14 protein-coding genes and 1 other annotated feature are annotated in these 19,966 nt (G+C 35.6%); of the genes, 10 read left to right on the plus strand and 4 right to left on the minus strand.

The features are described 5' to 3' along the window. The first annotated feature begins 8 nt into the window (after positions 1-8). The 4 genes from AC0OM3_RS20465 to tyrS all read left to right on the plus strand — a co-directional run bounded on the left by AC0OM3_RS20465 (position 9) and on the right by tyrS (position 5,045). Positions 9-1,511 (plus strand): DUF4077 domain-containing protein, encoded by a 1,503-nt coding sequence (locus AC0OM3_RS20465; RefSeq protein ID WP_000455076.1) that lies wholly within the window; start codon positions 9-11, stop codon positions 1,509-1,511. A 208-nt stretch (positions 1,512-1,719) separates the two neighbouring features. Next, positions 1,720-2,115, plus strand: coding sequence for an SET domain-containing protein (locus AC0OM3_RS20470; RefSeq protein WP_000573649.1), 396 nt, complete (start codon positions 1,720-1,722; stop codon positions 2,113-2,115). A 383-nt stretch (positions 2,116-2,498) separates the two neighbouring features. Beyond that, entirely contained in the window at positions 2,499-3,416 is a 918-nt protein-coding gene (murB, locus tag AC0OM3_RS20475; RefSeq protein ID WP_001057102.1) for a UDP-N-acetylmuramate dehydrogenase, read from the plus strand. A gap of 97 nt (positions 3,417-3,513) precedes the next feature. Beyond that, positions 3,514-3,729, plus strand: a binding site (T-box leader). A gap of 56 nt (positions 3,730-3,785) precedes the next feature. After that, positions 3,786-5,045 carry a tyrosine--tRNA ligase gene (gene tyrS / locus AC0OM3_RS20480; protein ID WP_046946664.1) on the plus strand — a complete coding sequence of 420 codons (1,260 nt, stop codon included), beginning with the start codon at positions 3,786-3,788 and terminating at the stop codon, positions 5,043-5,045. 307 nt (positions 5,046-5,352) lie between these two features. Here tyrS and AC0OM3_RS20485 read toward each other — a convergent pair whose 3' ends face one another. The 3 genes from AC0OM3_RS20485 to AC0OM3_RS20495 form a co-directional block, all read right to left on the minus strand. Then, the gene (locus AC0OM3_RS20485; protein WP_000043202.1) at positions 5,353-6,531 is read right to left on the minus strand and encodes an NAD(P)/FAD-dependent oxidoreductase; all 1,179 of its coding nucleotides are present in this window, start codon (positions 6,529-6,531) and stop codon (positions 5,353-5,355) included. 44 nt (positions 6,532-6,575) lie between these two features. After that, positions 6,576-7,016: a DUF1641 domain-containing protein gene (locus AC0OM3_RS20490; RefSeq protein WP_001115311.1), complete on the minus strand. Its 441-nt coding sequence runs from the start codon at positions 7,014-7,016 to the stop codon at positions 6,576-6,578. Positions 7,017-7,452: 436 nt separating this feature from the next. Then, complete coding sequence (locus AC0OM3_RS20495) at positions 7,453-7,797, minus strand: winged helix-turn-helix transcriptional regulator (RefSeq protein WP_000760475.1); 345 nt, start codon at positions 7,795-7,797, stop codon at positions 7,453-7,455. A 393-nt stretch (positions 7,798-8,190) separates the two neighbouring features. On the opposite strand from AC0OM3_RS20495, the gene AC0OM3_RS20500 reads away from it, so the two are divergent. The 4 genes from AC0OM3_RS20500 to AC0OM3_RS20515 all read left to right on the plus strand — a co-directional run bounded on the left by AC0OM3_RS20500 (position 8,191) and on the right by AC0OM3_RS20515 (position 15,630). Beyond that, positions 8,191-9,354, plus strand: coding sequence for an MFS transporter (locus tag AC0OM3_RS20500; protein ID WP_003303256.1), 1,164 nt, complete (start codon positions 8,191-8,193; stop codon positions 9,352-9,354). Between the two features lie 16 nt (positions 9,355-9,370). Next, on the plus strand, positions 9,371-10,210 hold the full coding sequence (locus tag AC0OM3_RS20505) for an aldo/keto reductase (protein ID WP_000793560.1): 840 nt from the start codon (positions 9,371-9,373) through the stop codon (positions 10,208-10,210). Positions 10,211-10,318: 108 nt separating this feature from the next. Further along, complete coding sequence (locus AC0OM3_RS20510; RefSeq protein WP_474212866.1) at positions 10,319-11,239, plus strand: thioester domain-containing protein; 921 nt, start codon at positions 10,319-10,321, stop codon at positions 11,237-11,239. Positions 11,240-11,799: 560 nt separating this feature from the next. Continuing rightward, positions 11,800-15,630, plus strand: a complete 3,831-nt coding sequence (locus AC0OM3_RS20515) for a putative mucin/carbohydrate-binding domain-containing protein (RefSeq protein WP_474212868.1) — start codon at positions 11,800-11,802, stop codon at positions 15,628-15,630. Positions 15,631-15,673: 43 nt separating this feature from the next. Here the strand turns inward: AC0OM3_RS20515 and AC0OM3_RS20520 are convergent, their stop codons facing one another. Then, positions 15,674-16,312: an NAD(P)-dependent oxidoreductase gene (locus tag AC0OM3_RS20520; protein ID WP_474212870.1), complete on the minus strand. Its 639-nt coding sequence runs from the start codon at positions 16,310-16,312 to the stop codon at positions 15,674-15,676. Positions 16,313-16,612: 300 nt separating this feature from the next. On the opposite strand from AC0OM3_RS20520, the gene AC0OM3_RS20525 reads away from it, so the two are divergent. Both AC0OM3_RS20525 and AC0OM3_RS20530 read left to right on the plus strand, forming a co-directional pair. Continuing rightward, positions 16,613-18,043 (plus strand): alanine/glycine:cation symporter family protein, encoded by a 1,431-nt coding sequence (locus tag AC0OM3_RS20525; protein ID WP_001022944.1) that lies wholly within the window; start codon positions 16,613-16,615, stop codon positions 18,041-18,043. Between the two features lie 332 nt (positions 18,044-18,375). Continuing rightward, complete coding sequence (locus tag AC0OM3_RS20530; protein WP_474212873.1) at positions 18,376-19,815, plus strand: alanine/glycine:cation symporter family protein; 1,440 nt, start codon at positions 18,376-18,378, stop codon at positions 19,813-19,815. The last annotated feature ends 151 nt before the right edge of the window (positions 19,816-19,966 follow it).

Consider the following 19,966-nt stretch of genomic DNA (forward strand, 5'->3'; position numbering starts at 1 on the left):
GGCTTCATATGGAGTGGTTAAAGAGGACTTGTTTTTCTAACCTTGAGAAAGAATCACAGAAAAATCATTTATTACTGTTTATAACGATTTGTAGTTTCTTTCTTGGGATAATCGCAATTGGGTATTATGGATATATTTTTACAGAGAGAGCAATAGCGTTTTGGATTTGTGGTATTTCTGTCGTTGCATTTGGAACGATTTTTACTTTTATAAAAAGTATGGAATCAGTGTATAAATATATCATGACATTTATGTTGCTTACAATGTCTTACATTATGGTACAAGCTTTTAATGAAAGCCCGGCTGTATTTCAAATGGTCTATTTCACATTAGCTGTTTCACTTATTTACTTAAGTGAGCGCCTTATTTTAATTCTTGGCGGGGTAGCTGTTGTGATTACATTTATCCTTTGTAGCTATTGGCCGGAGCAATTCTTTGCTTATACAGCCTCGTCTGAAGCTGCTAATTTTGCAAGTTTGTTAGCGATTGTAACAATCGCTATGTGGGGCGTCACGAAAATCGGTTCTAATCTGCTCCTTCGTTTAAGTGATGAGAAGCAAGAAGTAATGAGAAAAGCACAAGAGCTAGAAGAGACGCAAAGGCTTATTGAAGAAACAGTTGTGAAACTAGATAGTAATTTCAATCATTTAAGACAAAATATGAACAAGTCGATGGAATCGATGAGTGAGATTAATTTTGCCTTTGAAGAGGTGGCAGTTGGTACGCAATCACAATCAGAGATGATGTATCGCTCGGTAGAAGTATTGAATGATATGGAGGTAAATATTGAACAAATCATCTCTCAAGTAAGAACTGCATCGGCTCGTGTGGATGAAAGTTTAGAAATTTCAAAGGGTAGTGTACATACTTTAAGAAATTTTGAAACTAACATGAGAAGTTTAAATGATGTTGTTTCACAGTCTGGAATTATATTTAGAGATTTAATGATGCAATTGAAACAAATTAATGAAATTGTAGATGTAATAACGAATATTTCAAGTCAGACGAGTTTGCTAGCTTTAAATGCAAATATTGAAGCTGCGAGGGCAGGCGAGCATGGAAAAGGTTTTGCTATTGTAGCGAGTGAAGTGTTAAAGCTTGCTGAAGAATCAAATCGTTCTGCGGGAAGAATTCAAGGGATTTTGAAGGAGTTTAGTAATCAAGCAAGTAAGGTAGAAGTGCAGGTAGAGAAGTCAGAAAGAGTACAAGAAGAATGTAACGAGATGTTAGCAAGTGTTTTAACAAATGTAACTGATTTAGGGAAGTTTATTGATGCAATTAATGAAGTAATGCGAGAGGTTGTTGTTCATCAAGAAAGTTTCCAAGTTAAAACGACGAATATCGTAAAGGATGTTACGCATGCTTCTAACGTAATTCAGCAAACTTCTACAGCTACAGAAGAAGTGCTAGCGAGTGTGGAAGAAGAAAAATATCGAAATGATACGTCAGTGAAGACGTTGCAAACTGTTAGCGAGCAAGTGAAGTTGTTAGAAGATATTTTAGAAAAGTAATATTACTTGGAAAGAGCACGAATGATGTGCTCTTTTTTCATTGAAACGAATACTTGATAGGAATTTAATTGCTTTTCTGCGCGTTTTCTGCCAAGCTTAAGGAGATAAAGTGAGACTAGTACATACTGATTATTAGCCCTCACCAATCAAGCTATCCGCAAATAGCGGAATAAAATACTTCAAAGAAAGAATTATATAGGTGACGCATATGATCGAAGTTAAGACTTCTGAACTTAGTGATGGAGAATTTAATAGAGGTGTATTTGCAACTCGTGATATTAAAAAGGGTGAGTTGATACACGCCGCACCAGTTATCTCTTATCCGAATGAACAGCATGAACATATTGAGAAGACGTTACTTGCTGACTACGCATTTGAGTATGGGATCAATCATACGGCAATCCTTTTAGGATATGGTATGTTATTTAATCATTCATATACACCGAATGCAACGTATGACATCGTTTTTGAGAATCATACATTTAACTTCTATGCTTATAAAGATATAAAAGCAGGAGAAGAAATTTTAATCAATTATAATGGTGAAGTTGATAACGATGAGCTGTTATGGTTTGATAAAGAAAAAGAAGAGAACGAAAAGTAATATAAAGAGTATAGAAAGAGCACATTCTGTCGGATGTGCTCTTTTTTCATTGATGTAAATAAAGTAAAAAGTACAAAAAAATACCACTTTATTTTTGTATGGTATAGTAAGATACTGAGGGATAGTGTTTTGAAAAAGTCACATATTTTACAAATTGTTGTCTTTCTGATGACATGTCAAGTTTAGTAGTCCATTTGGGTTGCTTTATTATGCAATATATATTTTAATATGAGTGGCACCTCTTATAAATTAAGAGGTTTATAGGTGTCTCGAATTGATTTTGGGTACACTGTATCCACCACTTTAGGTTCTTTCATGTACGTGGGGATATTATGGGCCCGTATAACGGGATAAAATGAATATAGAAATAGAGGAATCGTAAAATGAATATGCAAGAGGTTTATAAATATTTAAGTACGGTATTGCCTGAAGGACATGTTAAACAAGATGAAATGTTAAAGAATCATACGCATATTAAAGTTGGCGGAAAAGCAGATGTTTTTGTTGCGCCTACAAATTATGATGAAATTCAAGAAGTTATCAAATATGCGAACGAATATAATATTCCAGTTACGTTTTTAGGAAATGGATCGAATGTCATTATTAAAGATGGTGGAATTCGCGGGATTACAGTAAGTTTAATTCATATTACAGGTGTTACTGTAACAGGAACGACGATTGTAGCACAGTGTGGTGCAGCAATTATTGACGTATCACGTATTGCCCTAGACCATAATTTAACGGGTCTTGAGTTTGCTTGTGGTATCCCAGGTTCAGTTGGCGGAGCATTATATATGAATGCAGGTGCATACGGCGGTGAAATTTCGTTTGTATTAACAGAAGCTGTCGTAATGACAGGTGATGGAGAACTACGTACTTTGACGAAAGAAGCATTTGAATTTGGATATCGTAAGAGTGTATTTGCGAACAACCATTACATTATTCTTGAAGCGAGATTTGAACTTGAAGAAGGTGTACATGAAGAAATTAAAGCCAAAATGGATGATTTAACGTTTAAACGTGAGTCAAAACAGCCTCTAGAATATCCTTCATGTGGTAGCGTATTTAAGCGCCCACCAAATAACTTTGCTGGTAAGTTAATTCAAGATTCAGGACTACAAGGTAAGCGAATTGGTGGGGTAGAAGTTTCTTTAAAACACGCAGGGTTTATGGTGAATGTTGATAACGGAACAGCACAAGATTACATCGATTTAATTCACTTCGTACAAAAGACAGTTGAAGAGAAATTTGGCGTGAAGTTAGAGCGAGAAGTAAGGATTATTGGAGAAGATAAGGAATAAAGAAATACGTATGAAGATGTGAATTATTTTAAAATAATATTTGGGTATTGTTGACAATTTGTTTTCGATTCAATATAATGGCTAATAATTTAACAAATAACATACGTTGAAAGAGCCCAGTAGCAGTTTGTCACTGTTAACGAGAGAGCTAGGGGTTGCTGTAACCTAGCACAAACAAACTTGCGAATTACACTCTGGAGTATCTTAGGTAATGCTAAGCGGACTAGCAATCGATATTATTGCTAAGAGTGGTATGAGTAGCTATGCTATTTATGCAAACTGGGTGGTAACACGGTGAATAATCGTCCCTATGTCTATCGTAGACGTAGGGGCTTTTTTGTTTTTAAAAAATAAAGGGGATGACAAAAGATGAATATTATTGATGAATTAGAATGGCGCGGCGCCGTTAATCAGCAGACTGACGAAGAAGGTTTACGCAAGCTAGTAGAAGAGAAAAAGATTTCACTATACTGCGGAGTTGATCCGACTGGTGATAGTATGCATATCGGACATTTGATTCCGTTTATGATGATGAAGAGATTCCAATTAGCTGGCCATCATCCTGTTATTTTAATTGGCGGGGCAACAGGAACAATTGGTGATCCGAGTGGACGACAATCAGAGCGTCAGCTTCAAACGTTAGAAGTGGTTCAGCATAATGTAGATGCGTTAACAGCACAAATGAAAAAGCTATTTGATTTTGGCGGAAATAGCGAAGTGAAGATGGTAAATAACTATGATTGGACACATGAAATAAATATTATTGAGTTTTTACGTGATTACGGGAAAAACTTTAGCATCAATAGCATGTTAGCGAAGGATATTGTAGCAAGCCGTTTAGATACAGGTATTTCTTTCACAGAATTCACGTACCAAATTTTGCAAGCGATGGACTTCCATCATTTATACACGAAAGAGGATGTTCAACTTCAAATTGGTGGCAGTGACCAATGGGGAAATATTACGAGTGGTTTAGATTTAATTCGTAAGTTAGAAGGTCATGAGGCGAAAGTATTCGGATTAACGATTCCATTATTATTAAAATCGGATGGTACGAAGTTTGGTAAATCAGCAGGTGGTGCGGTTTGGCTTGATCCTGAAAAAACGACACCGTTTGAATTTTACCAGTTCTGGGTAAATACAGATGATCGTGATGTCGTTAAATACTTGAAATACTTTACGTTCTTAACGAAAGAGCGTATTGATGAATTAGCAGCGAGGGTAGAAGCGGAGCCTCATAAACGTGAAGCACAAAAAGTGTTAGCAGAAGAAATGACGAAATTCGTTCATGGAGAAGAGGCGTTCCTGCAAGCTGAAAAAATCACAGCAGCGTTATTTAGCGGAGATATTAAATCGTTAACAGCTGATGAAATTGAACAAGGCTTTAAAGAAATGCCAACATTTCAGTCTTCAAAAGAGACGAAAAACATCGTAGAGTGGCTAGTCGATTTAGGAATCGAACCATCTAGACGACAAGCACGCGAGGACATTAATAATGGTGCGATTTCTATGAATGGTGAGAAAGTAACAGATGTGGGTACGGATGTTACTGTAGAAAATTCGTTTGATGGAAGATTTATTATTATTCGTAAAGGGAAGAAGAACTACAGTCTTGTGAAATTAGGATAATAAGTAAGGCTGGAAAATATATCGGCGATTTTTCGAATATATCGACCGTAACTCGAATTATATCGGCGATTTTTGAAATATATCAGCGCAAATCCGAATATATCAGCGATTTTCCCAATATATCGATTTACCGACAAAAAGCGACAATAAGAGCTGTTCCGAACGGGACAGCTTTCATTGTAAAAAGTCAGTATATTTAGATAAATTTAAAGGGTATATAATTTTTTTGACGAATAAATAAGTTAGAGAAAATTACGGATAAAAATAGCCCGAACCATGCAGGGCATGATTCGGGCTTATATTCAGATTAGTAAGCTAAGCTGAATAGACCTTTAATGTGTGATAAGTAACGAACGTTACTTGCTTCTTTCATTAATGATGCTGGTAAGCCTTTAAGTGGAGTATTGCTTGCTCCAATTGTAGCAACCGCATCTTTACGTCCTAGACTAGCAAGTGTTCCAGAGTTTACAGGTGCGAACTCTTCGAATGCTTTGCCTTCTAGTGCTGCGTATAAGTTGTATCCAATTAACTCACCCATTTGCCAAGCGATTTGTGCAGTTGGTGGGTATGGACGTCCGTCTGGAGCGAAGACAACAGCGCTGTCTCCAGCAACGAATACGTCTTTGTGAGAAGTAGATTGTAGGTATGCATCAACTGTTGCACGTCCACGGTTAACTTCAAGACCTGATTCACCGATTAATGGGTTACCTTGTACGCCGCCTGTCCAAACGAATGTGTTAGCAACAAGTTTTTGACCGTCTTTTAAGTCGATTTCGTTGCCAGCAACGTTTGTTACAGGAAGACCAGTTAAGAATGTAACGCCGCGTGCTTCTAGGCTAGTAGTTGCACGTTCGATTAAGTGGTCTGGTAATACTGGAAGGATTTTTGGACCTGCTTCAACAAGAAGAAGTTTCACTTCTTTTGGATTTACGCCGTGGCTTTTTGCAAGTTTAGGCATAATGTCAGCAAGCTCACCAACTAGCTCAACGCCAGTTAATCCGCCACCACCGATTACGATTGTAGCATCAGCTTCGTTTTTCGTTTTCGCGTATTCACGAATACGGTCTTCAACGTGTTTGTAGATTTTGTTTGCATCAGCAGCAGATTTTAATACCATGCTGTTTTCTTCTAGTCCTGGAATACCGAAGTAAGCAGTTTTACTTCCTAAAGCAACTACAAGTGCATCGTAAGATAAAGTAGTGCCGCCAGCTAGTTTGATTTCTTTGCTATCAACTGAGAATGACTCAACTGTTGCGATTTTAAGATCGATGTCTTTCCCTTTGAAAAGCTTTGTAAGTGGCATTGCAACTGCTTGCTCAGACACGTTACCAGCTGCAAGGCGGTGTAGTTCAGTGATGATTTGGTGTGTTGGGTATTGGTTAATCACTGTAACTTGTGCTTCTGATTTGCTGTAATATTTACGTACGTTTAAAGCGGCAAGAAGACCGCCATAACCAGCGCCTAAGATGACAATTTGTTTTGACATAGTATGATATCCCCCGTCTTTACTAATTGTTGTTATAAGTTAAATTATTTATTGTTACGTTCTGCACTAATTTGAAGATATGCGTTCACAAAGCGGAACATTTTTTGTGCTTGTGGATCTTTTAGTAATTTTAACAGACCGAATAGGCCGATAACTTCGTTGCTTTCTTCAGCACGATCTTTCGCTTCGATTGCAGTTGCAGCCATGCTTTTCACTGTATCTTTTACAGGTTCTACAAGCTCTGTAATTGCACCAACAGTGTCGCTTTTTAATACTTCATCAGTAGCAACAGTTTGAGCGAAGTCATAAGATTTGGTTAAAATGTTAACAAGCTCAGTTAATTTTGGAAGCTGTTCTACTAGTGTTGTTAATGATTCTTGTACCTCAGGTTTTAACAACTGATCAAGTACATCAAGTTGTCCTTGGCTAGCAGAAATTTGTACAGTTTCTTGTTCTGGCTTTGTTTGAGTCATAGTTTCTGGCATCTCCAATTCTCCTTTACGATAGCAATACTCTTATTTTTTGATAAGTAAGATAGTAAACGCTTGCGAAACTTTATACAAAGTTTCACAAAACACAATAAAATGCCTTTAAATTTACGACAGCAAGTAAGCTGCAAACATAAATCTAAAACCATAACGTCTCACTTATCATTTATGAACTGTCCGATACATGGCTTGTCCGCATAATGGAAAAGCTCCGCTACCGGAAAGTGTATATAATATATATCCTATATTATATACTATATGCACCTATGTTAACATAAAAATGATTCCTAATTATTTGATATTGAGTGTATAACGTAGTACTGACAAGGTATGAAAGCGTATAAAATATTTTGTTCCAGTTAGAAATGTATATACATATAAAGAAAAAAAGGGAAAAATGAACAAATTCATGTTCGTTTTTTCCTTTTTCCTATTATTCACCTTCTACAATTAGCATCGATGTGTTACCGCTTTTTTCAAGATGGCATTCGCCCCAAGTACAAAGAGAATCAAGAATGGATTCTAAAGACCAACCGTATTCTGTAAGTGAATATTCTACTTTTGGTGGTACTTGATTGTATACCTTTCTTTGAATGACCCCATCGTCTTCTAATTCACGTAATTGCTGAGTTAACATTTTTTGTGTAATCCCAGGCATTAAACGTTTTAGTTCACTCGTTCTTTTTGTGCCTTTCGTTAGATGACAAAGGATAACAACCTTCCATTTTCCACCGATAACCTCTAAAGTCGCTTCAACGGGAATATTATATTTTTTCATATAAAAATCTCCTTTGATGAATGTAGATTTAAGTTCTCCAACAAAAGAAGCTAAATAATTAAATGTCACTAAAAAGTGCCTATAGCACTTTAAAGTACGTACTTTTTATCATGTTGAATATGTTCCATAATAGCATACGTAAGAGGGAAATGAGTAGTACGGTACTAAAAAGTGCCTATGTTACTTTTAGGTACCTATCGTACTTTTAAGTGCGTTCTTCAAAAAAAGAGTAAAGCCATTCATAATAGCGTATATCAACAGTAAAGTTATTTTTGTAGAAGATAAAAAGGCCTTTTTATCATACTATTATGATTGGATTTCTCGCATTAAGGAGGAGTTCAATTGAATTCATATACAGTATCTTCTTCGGCAGTACAGACGAATCGGAGAAGTATGTTTGCTTTATTAGCACTAGCAATTAGTGCGTTTGGAATTGGTACAACTGAATTTATTAGTGTCGGCTTATTACCATCTATCTCAGAGGATTTACATGTTTCTGTTACAACAGCGGGGTTAACTGTTTCTTTATATGCATTAGGAGTAGCGTTTGGTGCTCCAGTATTAACGTCATTAACAGCTAGTATGTCGCGAAAGACGTTATTAATGTGGATTATGATTATTTTCATTATTGGTAATGGCATTGCGGCAGTAGCAACAAGTTTTACTGTGTTACTTATTGCGAGGGTTGTATCTGCATTTGCACATGGTGTTTTTATGTCAATTGGATCTACAATTGCGGCTGCTCTTGTACCTGAGAATAAACGTGCAAGTGCCATTGCGATTATGTTTACTGGATTAACAGTTGCGACTATTACAGGTGTGCCAATTGGAACGTTTATCGGTCAACAATTTGGCTGGAGGGCCTCGTTTATTGTTATTGTGGCCATTGGAATTGTTGCTTTAATCGCCAATAGTATGCTAATTCCTTCTAATTTAAAAAAAGGTACGTCTGTATCATTTCGTGATCAATTTAAGCTGATTACGAATGGAAGACTGTTACTTGTATTTATTATTACTGCATTAGGATATGGGGGAACGTTCGTAACATTTACGTATTTATCTCCGTTATTACAAGAAGTAACAGGATTTAAAGCAAGTACCGTTACAATTATTTTGTTAGTGTATGGAATTGCAATTGCGATTGGGAATATGGTCGGTGGAAAATTATCAAATCATAATCCGATTCGAGCGTTATTTTACATGTTCTTTATTCAAGCGATTGTATTATTTGTTTTAACATTTACAGCACCATTTAAAGTTGCTGGATTCATTACAATTATTTTTATGGGACTATTTGCGTTTATGAATGTCCCAGGGCTACAAGTGTATGTCGTTATCTTGGCTGAGAGGTTTGTACCTAGCGCTGTTGATGTAGCATCGGCGATTAACATCGCAGCATTTAACGCAGGAATTGCTCTTGGTGCTTACTTGGGCGGTATTGTAACGAACTCGTTAGGATTAATTCATACGGCTTGGGTAGGCGGAATTATGGTAGTAGGTGCTGTGATTTTAACAGCGTGGAGCATGACATTAGAAAAAAGAGATCAAGTAAAATAAAAGGAGAGAAAATAAAATGAAAAACTTACAAAGTAAAACAGTATTAAATAATGGTGTAGAAATGCCTTGGTTCGGTTTAGGTGTATTTAAAGTAGAAGAAGGACCAGAACTTGTAGAAGCTGTAAAATCAGCGATTAAAGCAGGATACCGTAGCATCGATACAGCTGCAATTTACGGAAATGAAAAAGCTGTAGGTGAAGGAATCCGTGCAGGTATTGAAGCGACTGGTATTTCAAGAGAAGAATTATTTATCACTTCAAAAGTATGGAACGCAGATCAAGGATACGAAGAAACAATTGCTGCATACGAAGAGAGCTTAAAGAAATTAGAACTAGAGTATTTAGACCTATATCTTGTTCACTGGCCTGTAGAAGGAAAATATAAAGATACGTGGAGAGCGCTAGAAACACTTTATAAAGAAAATCTCGTACGTGCAATTGGCGTAAGTAACTTCCAAATTCACCACTTACAAGATGTAATGAAAGATGCAGAAATTAAGCCAATGATTAACCAAGTAGAATACCACCCTCGTTTAACACAAAAAGAATTACAAGCTTTCTGTAAAGAACAAGGTATTCAAATGGAAGCATGGTCACCACTTATGCAAGGTCAATTATTAGATAATGAAACATTACAAGAGATTGCTGAGAAATATGGCAAAACAACAGCGCAAGTTATTTTACGTTGGGATCTTCAAAATGGAGTGATTACAATTCCAAAATCAACGAAAGAACACCGCATTATTGCAAATGCTGATGTATTTAACTTTGAATTAACGAAAGAAGATATGGAAAAAATCGATGCGTTAAATCAAAATCACCGCGTTGGTCCAGATCCTGATAACTTCGATTTCTAAGATTAAGGTAAGAAAAAAGAGTGCGTAAAAGCACTCTTTTTTTTGTATAAAAATATTTTCTAATTAAATACTACTTAGTATTAAGTTTGTTATTAAGGGGCTGTGAACATGAATATAAAGCAATCGTTCAAACTTTTAGCTATGTTTTTAAGTGTTTTATTTGTGTTATTCCCACTTCAAAAAGCATTCGCAGAAGTGATGGACCATACAAAGTATCAAATGGATTGGAGTTATAGTAAGTCCAAGAAGAAACCAATTCGAACAGAGCTTATTAAAACGGCAGATGGCAAAATTGCTTTTTGCTTAAATGTAGATTTAAAATCTCCAAGCGGTCAAGATTTACCGGAAATGGGGAAAGTGGATATTAACGTATATCGCGTATTATTGAATGGATATCCACAAAAGAGCCCGCAAGAATTAGGTGTTTCTGATTGGAGAGAAGCTCATTATGCAACGCAGCTTGCAGTATGGAATGCGTTAAAACAAATCGATATTAATGATTTAGATTTCCGTAATAAAAATGTAGAAAAGGTGACGAAAGATATCGTTGCAAAAGCTAGCGCTAGTGAAGAGTTACAAGAAATTACGATGAGTGTCGTACCAACAGAAGAACAAGAAGCGGTATTGAAAAATGATTTCTTTGAAACAGGCTTATATACAGTAGAAACAAATGCAAAAAGCGGAACGTATAAAGTGCAACCAACAGGTGCACCAGCGGGCGTGAAATTTGCAAATGAAAAGGGCGAAACAAAAACAGAATTTAATGTAGGAGAGAAGTTCCGCATTTTAATTCCGAAACAAACACCAGCTGGTGGATTTAGCTTTAAAGCAATCGGGAAATTAACGAAGCTACAAGGGATTGCACATAAAGGTACACCCACAATTCAAAATGCAGTTGTATTACTTGAGCGTAGTGAAGAAGAAACAAGTCCGGAGTTATCAGTGAGTTGGAAAAAAGGAAATGGTCATGATAATAATAAACCACATACTCCAAATGAACCGCATAAACCGAATCAATATAAAAGGTAAGGATGAAAGCATTGGTGTTAACCAATGCTTTTTATATATGAAATTTAAAATTATATCAAGATAATTATTAATTAGATAAAACACTGTTTTTATGTTGAGAAAATTATTTGGAAATAACAAAATATAATAAAATCCAAACGTTACAATAAATAGATTAAATTCACAAAATTGTAACATTATTCTAATTGAAAAGTCTATCAAACAAAGTGTAAAGCGTGTACAATTCAGTTGGAAAAACTACCTATAGATGGTCATATATGAAGAAAATGTAAGGTTTTATTTTTAGATGTATAGATGACGAGACTAAAATATATCTTTTACTATGTTTCTTTTATGTAAGAAGAGAACTCATCACAAGTAGAGTGAAGTGAGGAGGGCATAATACATGAAAAATTTTACAATTTAAGAAAGCGAATACATTTAGAGAAATGCGGAAGTAATTGATATAGGTGCGAGAGGCGTTAGTCTATTCATTAAATGTTTTTATAAAAATAATAGGATTTCTTATTAAATGAATATATAGGATGGTTTGTCTAAAAAAAGGACAGGGGACACAGATTATGTCAAAGCAGAAAAAGAGTAGGGTATTAGTAGCTGGTATTTGTATATCTACATTATTATCACCAGTAGCTTTCGAAGCATCGAAAGGATATGCGGCGCCTTTGGAAGAGAATAAGGGCGGGCAGTTGGAAGAGAGTAAAGAGAATCGTTTGGAGCAGAGAACGTTTCATTTGCCTGGGAAAGGTAGTATTGAAGAAGAGCAAAAACGCTTAAAAGTACGTTATGTACTTTCAGCGAATGAACCAACTGGAATTTATGCTGGTCCAAATGAAGAAATTAAAATTGAAATAAAAGGAACGCAATCTATTAAAGCGTTCATAGGAACGAAGTCATATGATGAAAAAGGGTTTGAAGAATTTGAGTTAAAACCTGGTGAAAATAATATTTCATCTTCAATAGGTGGAATACTATATTTTTATAACATGAATAATGATGGCGAAGTAACAGCTTCAGTTATTCATGGAGGAAGTCATTTTCCATTATTTATCTTAGGGAAGCACACAAAAAAAGATTGGGATGCAATGTTAAAGAAGTATAAAAATCCTTATGCAGTTGAATTGAAGGGTGAGAGAAGTTTAATTACTCCAAGTCCTGAAGCAGTGGAAAACTATATGGGAGAGACGGATCCAGTAGAATTAATGAGGCTACATGATAAGATTATTCGCTTTGAAAATTCTGTAGCAGGATTATCTGAAGATGGTATAGGGGTGTCAAAAGCTCCAAACCACTATATCCAATTTGTTGAAAAGAGAAAACCAGATAAAGATGATTGGATGTTTGCTACTCATTATCATACAGGGTATGTTCCAGAGACTATGGATAGGGTTTTAAATATAAAGAGATTACAAGGAGATGGCTGGGGACCGTGGCATGAAGTAGGGCATTTACATCAGCAAGCTCCTTGGTTTTGGTCAGGTGTAGGAGAAGTAACAGTAAATATATATTCATTATCGGTTCAAAGAATGTTAGGCAATAAATCAAGTCTAGAAGAAGATGGTCATTATAAAAAAGCTTTTGCTTACTTAGATAATCCTGATGCTCAAAAAAATATGGAAGAATTCGAGAAACTAGTAATGTTTTGGCAACTTGATTTAGCTTATGGAGAGCATTTTTACCCTAATTTACATCAAATGTATCGCTTATTACCAGAATCTGAAATGCCTGCTTCAGATGAAGATAAAAAGCAAATGTTTATTTATATGGCATCGAAAGCGGCTAAACAAAACTTAGTACCGTTTTTTGAGAAATGGGGATTAGGTCCAAATGATGAGGTTAGAGGGAAAATCGAAAATTTAAATTTACCTAAATTAGAAAAAGAAATATGGAAAGCAACAGATAGTAATATTATTCGTGAAAAACAAGTGAAACCATACGGAGGGCTTCCTTATGGTGAAGCGTCTAATGTGGTACAAGATCTCATCGTTGGTGCGAATTTTAATGAAAATCTAGCAAATAGTCTTGTTCAAAATTTAGGTGAAAATGTAAAAGTAACAGGTAGAATTATGTGGCTGGATTTAGAGGTTGGAAAAAGAGCGGTATTAGTAGAAATTGAGGATGAGAAAGGACAGAGGAATTTCATTTCTGTTCCAGTTAACAGTCTTTATGGAGATACTATGGTATTTAAAGGTTACGGTGATGAGGTAAATTCTGTTATAACGCTCCTTCATGATGAAAAGAAAATCAACGTTTCTTTCGTTGGTAATGAGTTCCATGAGCGCTTTAAAAATGAAAAGTATGTAGGGATTACCTTATATGATAAGGACGGAAATGAAAAGAAAAATATTTCTATAGAAGGTCAAGAAAATTCTAAAAAAGTTGCTTTGCAACTTGAAGGTGTTGAACTTCAATATGGCGATATTATGAAAGTATATCATGCAGAACCAAGTCGTTTCGATTGGTATCAAAGTAATAAACTTGTAGAGCAAGGTGGAGCTAAGAATAAAAAAGAAAAGTTCTTTAAGATTACTCCACAAGGATATGAACTAATAGACGGTATACAGGAAGTAGAAGCAGTACCGCAAAAAGTAGTAATCGGGGCAGACGCTGAAAAATTAGAGGCGAACAACTTTGTTCAAGTAAAAGGTGGAGAAGTAATTGGTTTTGTAGAAAAACCGAATACAATGAAAATCGGTGAACAAAAAGTAAAAGTGGAAACGAAAGATCGTTTTGGAAATAAGAAAGTGACGGAAGTTCCATTAGAAGTGACATATGGAGATAGTTTACTTGTATATGGGTTAAGCTATGATGGTGACGATATGAAATCAATTATAACGTTACATCAGGATACGAAAAAAATGAGTGCGACAGATACGGATAATTTGATTCATGATTACTTTGGAGATGAGAAGTATTTTGAATTCACCTTGTACAATAAAGAGGGAAAAGAGAAGAAAAATATAGAGGTAAAAGGCTTGGAGAATACAGAAGCTTTTGCCAAGGAAGTAAATGGGTTAGTATTTGAATATGGAGATGTGGTGAAAGTATACCATGCAGAGTCTTCACGTTTACATTGGTATCAAAAAGGTTTATATGTGGGAGAAGGAAAAAATAAAGAAATAAAAGAATTATTCTTTGAAATTACTGAAAATGGATTTGAAAGATTAGAAGCTCTGCAAGAAGTAACGGCAGTACCACAAAAATTAGTAATTGGAACAGACGTTGAAAAATTAGAAGCAAAAGATTTTGTGCAAGTGAAAGACGGAGAAGTAGTTGGATTTGTAGAAAAACCAAATACGACAAAGATTGGTGAACAAAAAGTAAAAGTAGAAACGAAAGATCGTTTCGGAAATAAGAAAGTGACGGAAGTTCCAGTAGAAGTAACTTATGGAGATAGCCTATTTGTATATGGATTAAGTTATGGTAGTGACGATATGAAATCGATTATAACGTTACATCATGATACGAAAAAAATGAGTGCGACAGATACGGATAATTTGATTCATGATTACTTTAAAGATGAGAAGTATTTTGAATTTACTCTGTACAATAAAGAAGGAAGAGTGAAGAAAAATATAGCGGTAAAAGGTATGGAAAATACGAAAGCTTTTGCCAAGGAAGTAAATGGATTAACATTTGAGTATGGAGATATGTTGAAAGTATATCATGCAGAATCTTCACGCCTACACTGGTACAAAAAAGGTGTATATGCGGGAGAAGGAAAGAATAAAGAGATAAAGGAACTAGTCTTCAAAATTACTGAAAACGGCTTTGAAAGAATGGAAGCTGGGCAAGAAGTAACAGCAGTACCACAAAAAGTAGTAATTGGAACAGACGCTGAAAAATTAGATGCAAAAAACTTTGTTCAAGTGAAAGATGGAGAAGTACTCGGATTTGTAGAAAAACCGAATACAACAAAAATTGGTGAACAAAAAGTAAAAGTAGAAACAAAAGATCGCTTTGGTAATAAGAAAGTGACGGAAGCTTCATTAGAAGTGATGTATGGAGATAGTATAGTATACCAAGGTGTGGCTGATGTAACGCGTTCAATCGTTACCTTAAATCATGATGCGAAGAAATTACATGCAACATTTACTGATGGTGAAATACATTATCGTTTTGTAAATGAACAGTATATAGGACTTACGGTATATGATCAAAATGGAACCGAGAAAAAGCATGTAACGGCAGAAGGACAAGAGACTTCAAAGAATTTTGCTGAGCAAGTAAATGGTATGATGTTCGAGTATGGTGATGTAGTAAAAGTGTATCATGCAGAATCTGATCGTTTAAGTTGGTATAAAACTGGTGAGTTAATTGGAAAAGGGGATGCGAAAAAATTTAAAGAGATTTCCTTCAAGATTACTCAAAATGGCTTAGAGCAAGTACAATAATAAGAAAAAGCTCGTAAAACATAATGTTTTACGAGCTTTTTTATTATTCAGCTTCAGAAACTACTGTGAAGCGTTCGTTTACATGTTTTGGATTTTCGATTTCATCAAGTGCTGCTACTGCGAAATCTTCGTAACTTACGTAGCTATCACCTTTTGCGTTAACAAGAAGGTTGTCTTTACCAGCTTTGTAAGAACCAGTGCGTTTTCCTAATGCGAATAGTGCAGAAGGGCTGATGAATGTCCAAGTGATATCATTTGTTTGTTGTAAGATTTCTAAGTTTTTGCCTTGGTTTTGAGCTGTTGCAAGGTATTCGCCTGGGAAACCTGGTGTCTCAAATACACGTGTTGTTTTCTTTTCGTCTACAAATAAGCTTCCAGCGCCGCCAACTACAAGTAATTTTGTGTTAGGTGCACCTTTCATCGCTTCAATTAGTACGTTTCCTGCATCTACGTGAAGGTGTTCTTGTCCTGCTGGAGCACTGAATGCATTTACAACTACATCGAATGCTTGTAGGTCGTTAGATGTAAGAGAAAATACGTCTTTTTCTAACACTTTTACGTTTTCTTCTGTAATTTTTGCAGCGTTTCTTACGATTGCAGTTACTTCATGTCCGCGATCTAATGCTTCTTTTAAAATACGACTTCCTGCTTTACCAGTTGCTCCGATAATTCCGATTTTCATAATAAATCCCTCCAAAGTGTTTTGTTAAAGTGTATATCTGAAAGTGAATGAATGTATTGTAATTAGGTTTGTTACAACCTGTTGTAATCATTATAGTTACAGGTTGGTGTTTTTGTCAATGGGGTTGTTTGTGAATTTATTTTTTGTTTTAGTATGCACAGTTAGAGGGAGGGCAGTCATAAAGATATTGTTACTGCGAGCCTGGCTAATATTTGGAAATTGCAAATTGTCGAAAAATGTTGATTTTTGAATGTTTTTTAAATATAATTCGTTTTATGGAGAAAAGGAGGGGTTAATTGTATGAATATTTTAGAGCAATTTGTTTCATCAACGAATACAATTCTTTGGTCATATATTCTTATTGCGATGTTAATTGGTTTAGGTCTTTATTTTTCTATTAAATTGAAATTCGTACAAATTACTCATTTAGGGGAAATGGTTCGACTAATGAGTGATGGATTAACTGGAAAGACGCGTAAAAAAGGTAGTGTATCTTCTTTCCAAGCGTTTTGTATGAGTTCAGCAGCTCGTATTGGTATCGGTAACTTAGCTGGTGTAGCGTTAGCTATATCTATGGGAGGACCTGGCGCGGTATTTTGGATGTGGGTTATTGCGATTATCGGGGCTTCTTCAAGTTTTGTAGAAAGTACGCTGGCCCAAATTTATAAAATAAAAGATGGCAGTGGCTTCCGTGGTGGTCCTGCTTATTATATGGAAAAAGGTTTAAATAAACGTTGGATGGGAATTTGGTTCTCTATCCTTATTACAATTAGTTACGGTTTAATTTTTAACTCAGTACAAGCGAATACAGTAACATTAGCATTTGAAAATGCATTTGGTTTAGAGCGTTATATTGTTGGTATTGTATTAGCTGCATTAGTTGCGGTTATTATTTTTGGTGGTGTAAAAAGTATTGCACGTATGTCGGAAATGATTGTTCCGCCAATGGCGCTTATTTATATTGCGGTAGCTATTTTTGTTGTTATTAAAAACTTCTATTTAATACCAGATGTGTTTACGGAAATCTTTAAAGGTGCATTCGGTTTAGATTCAGCTGTAGGTGGCGGTATCGGCGCTGCGATGAAATACGGTATTCAGCGCGGATTATTTGCGAACGAAGCAGGTATGGGTAGTGCGCCAAACGCGGCAGCGACGGCTGATGTAACGCATCCAGCAAAACAAGGTTTTATTCAAACAATTGGCGTATTAGTAGATACATTCTTAGTATGTACATCAACAGCATTTATCGTACTATGTTCTGGTGCATATAAAGCAACAAATTTAGAAGGTATTGAGTTAACGCAAAATGCATTAAGTTCACAAATCGGTCCATGGGCAAGTAGCTTCTTAGCGATTATTATTTTCTTATTTGCATTTAGTTCTCTTTTAGGAAACTACTATTATGGTGAAACGAATATTGAATTCATTAAACAAAGTAAAACGTGGTTAACGATTTACCGTATTGCGGTAGTAGGAATGGTATTATTCGGTTCTGTTGCGACGCTTCAAGTTGTATGGAATATGGCGGATCTATTTATGGGACTAATGGTAATCACAAACTTAATTGCGATTACACTTCTTGGACGATTTGCGTATGCTGCATTGGCAGACTATGTAAGACAAAAGAAACAAGGAAAAGATCCAGTCTTCAGTGCAGATTCTATTCCTGGCTTAACAAATACAGAGTGTTGGGATAAGTCAGCAGTAATGGATAAAGAAAAAGCAGTATAATGAAAAGGCGAGCATCGAGATGAATTCGATGCTCGCCTTTTTTGTTGTAGTAAATGATGAAAAGGGTGAGAGGTAATTATTAATATAACTTTTTTTGTTTGTTCCTCTCGTTATTTGTGGGGAACGTACTATTTTAAAAGTATGACTGGTCGAAGAGGATAAGTGATTGAGTATTGGATAAATGCATGTGATGGCTATATTTTTATGTAAAAAAACATATACGTTAAGATATTTGACATACTCATGTCATAAAACCTTACATAAAGTTCTTGATTACTTAAAGTTTTTAGAATATAATTTTCTTATTGTTAGGAAGAGGGGGCAATGCAAATATGGATTTTTTAGCTAAGGTAATTGGGGATGTAAATAATATCCTTTGGTCATATGTCATTATTGCGATGTTAATTGGGTTAGGGCTCTATTTTTCATTTCGTGTGAAATTTGTCCAAGTTCGTTACTTCGGTGAAATGATTCGTTTGCTTGGGGATGGAGCAAGCTCGAAAACGAGAAAAGCGCAAAAAGAGAAGAGCGGCGTATCATCATTTCAAGCATTTTGTATGAGTACAGCTTCTCGTGTAGGTACTGGTAACTTAGCTGGTGTAGCTATTGCAATCTCAGCAGGTGGTCCAGGAGCAGTATTTTGGATGTGGTTAATCGCGGTAATTGGGGGTGCTTCTGCATTTGTAGAGAGCACATTAGCGCAAATTTATAAAGTGAAAGATGGGAATACGTTCCGTGGTGGTCCAGCGTATTATATGGAAAAGGGTTTAAATAAACGCTGGCTTGGAGCTATTTTCTCTGTATTAATAACAGTAAGTTTCGGATTGATTTTTAACGCTGTGCAATCTAATACTGTAGCAGCTGCTTTTGATGGAGCATTCAAAACAGATAGTAGATTAGTAGGTCTTGTAATGGCTGGTTTACTTGCAGTTATTATTTTTGGCGGAGTAAAACGAATTGCTCGCGCGGTTGAAATGATTGTTCCAGTAATGGCAATTATTTATGTAGCAGTGGCATTATTCGTTGTTGTAACAAACATTACGGCAATTCCATATGTATTTAAAGAAATTTTCTTACATGCTTTCGGAATTAAAGAAGTAGTAGGCGGAGGATTAGGAGCTGCGATTTTATTAGGGGTAAAACGTGGGTTATTCTCAAATGAAGCAGGTATGGGTAGTGCGCCGAACGCAGCAGCGACTGCAAACGTAACGCACCCAGTTAAACAAGGTTTCATTCAAACTTTAGGGGTATTTACTGATACATTATTAATTTGTAGTTGTACAGCATTTATTATTCTTTTATCAGATGTGCATAATGCAGCTGATTTAAATGGAATTCAATTAACGCAGCAGGCGTTAAGTCAACATATCGGTCCATGGGCTTCTATATTTGTAGCAGTTGCGATCTTCTTGTTTGCATTTAGTTCATTAGTAGGTAACTACTACTATGGTGAAACGAATATTGAGTTCTTAAATGGAAGTAAAGTGTTATTAAATGCATACCGCATTGTTGTACTTGGTATGGTTATGCTAGGATCTGTAGCGACAATTCAAATCGTTTGGGATGTAGCAGATTTATTCATGGGTATTATGGCTGTTATTAACTTAGTGGCAATCGTATTCCTTTCTAAGTATGCCTTTGCAGCATTATCAGATTACGTAAAGCAAAAGAAACAAGGAAAAGATCCAGTCTTTTATGCGAATTCAATTCCAGGCCTGGAAAATACAGAGTGCTGGGAAGAGCAAGTAGCTGATAAAGAAAAAGCAGTATAATGAGGTGAGCATCAAGTGAAACTTGATGCTCATTTTTTGTTTTATCCATATATTTGTTGGGAGTAAAAGACGAACATTAATGAGTGTTTTATAATAAAATGTAATTTTTTTAAGAAAAGTGCGGATATGAGATGTGATTTGTGTTAGAATG

This window comes from Bacillus sp. FAU20 (assembly GCF_056033865.1).

Excerpts from the sequence above, each read along its gene's own strand:
- AC0OM3_RS20515 (WP_474212868.1), top strand. The coding sequence starts at position 11,800 with ATGTCAAAGCAGAAAAAGAGTAGGGTATTAGTAGCTGGTATTTGTATA.
- AC0OM3_RS20505 (WP_000793560.1), top strand. The coding sequence starts at position 9,371 with ATGAAAAACTTACAAAGTAAAACAGTATTAAATAATGGTGTAGAAATG.
- AC0OM3_RS20495 (WP_000760475.1), bottom strand. The coding sequence starts at position 7,797 with ATGAAAAAATATAATATTCCCGTTGAAGCGACTTTAGAGGTTATCGGT.
- AC0OM3_RS20510 (WP_474212866.1), top strand. The coding sequence starts at position 10,319 with ATGAATATAAAGCAATCGTTCAAACTTTTAGCTATGTTTTTAAGTGTT.
- AC0OM3_RS20465 (WP_000455076.1), top strand. The coding sequence starts at position 9 with ATGGAGTGGTTAAAGAGGACTTGTTTTTCTAACCTTGAGAAAGAATCA.
- AC0OM3_RS20485 (WP_000043202.1), bottom strand. The coding sequence starts at position 6,531 with ATGTCAAAACAAATTGTCATCTTAGGCGCTGGTTATGGCGGTCTTCTT.
- tyrS (WP_046946664.1), top strand. The coding sequence starts at position 3,786 with ATGAATATTATTGATGAATTAGAATGGCGCGGCGCCGTTAATCAGCAG.
- AC0OM3_RS20470 (WP_000573649.1), top strand. The coding sequence starts at position 1,720 with ATGATCGAAGTTAAGACTTCTGAACTTAGTGATGGAGAATTTAATAGA.
- AC0OM3_RS20490 (WP_001115311.1), bottom strand. The coding sequence starts at position 7,016 with ATGCCAGAAACTATGACTCAAACAAAGCCAGAACAAGAAACTGTACAA.
- AC0OM3_RS20520 (WP_474212870.1), bottom strand. The coding sequence starts at position 16,312 with ATGAAAATCGGAATTATCGGAGCAACTGGTAAAGCAGGAAGTCGTATT.
- AC0OM3_RS20530 (WP_474212873.1), top strand. The coding sequence starts at position 18,376 with ATGGATTTTTTAGCTAAGGTAATTGGGGATGTAAATAATATCCTTTGG.
- murB (WP_001057102.1), top strand. The coding sequence starts at position 2,499 with ATGAATATGCAAGAGGTTTATAAATATTTAAGTACGGTATTGCCTGAA.
- AC0OM3_RS20525 (WP_001022944.1), top strand. The coding sequence starts at position 16,613 with ATGAATATTTTAGAGCAATTTGTTTCATCAACGAATACAATTCTTTGG.
- AC0OM3_RS20500 (WP_003303256.1), top strand. The coding sequence starts at position 8,191 with ATGTTTGCTTTATTAGCACTAGCAATTAGTGCGTTTGGAATTGGTACA.